The organism is Myxococcus sp. CA039A (assembly GCF_013336645.1).
Taxonomy (GTDB): domain Bacteria; phylum Myxococcota; class Myxococcia; order Myxococcales; family Myxococcaceae; genus Myxococcus; species Myxococcus llanfairpwllgwyngyllgogerychwyrndrobwllllantysiliogogogochensis.
Genome location: NZ_JABUMQ010000772.1, coordinates 1 through 449, shown reverse-complemented (window position 1 = coordinate 449; position 449 = coordinate 1). Strand labels below are relative to the sequence as shown.

1 pseudogene is annotated in these 449 nt (G+C 65.5%); it reads right to left on the bottom strand.

Annotation, left to right across the window (positions count from 1 at the left end):
- Positions 1 to 449: pseudogene (locus HR086_RS47520) on the bottom strand (bifunctional UDP-N-acetylglucosamine diphosphorylase/glucosamine-1-phosphate N-acetyltransferase GlmU); the annotation flags it as partial.

The following is a 449-nucleotide window of genomic DNA, read 5'->3' as shown; positions in this document are numbered from 1 at the left end:
TCACGGTATGGGCGCCGATGCGCACGCCGTCAGCCAGCGTGACGTCGCCCTCGAAGATGCAGTTGACGTCGATCACGACGTCGCGGCCGCAGGTGAGCTTGCCGCGCACGTCGATGCGCGCCGGGTCGATCAACGTCACGCCGTCTTCCAGCAGTTGCTGCGCGAGGTTGCGCTGGTGAATGCGCTCCAGCTCCGCCAGTTGCACCTTGCTGTTCACGCCCAGCGTTTCCCACTCGGCCAGCGGGTGGGCGGACGTGATCGGCACGCCTTCGCTGGCGGCGCGCTCGATCACGTCGGTCAGGTAATACTCGCCCTGCGCGTTGTCGTTGGAGAGCGTGGCGAGCCAGCTCTTGAGCTTGGCCGTCGGGCACACCAGGATGCCGGTGTTCACCTCATGGATGGCGAGTTGCGTTTCGTTGGCGTCTTTCTGCTCGACGATGCGCGTGATG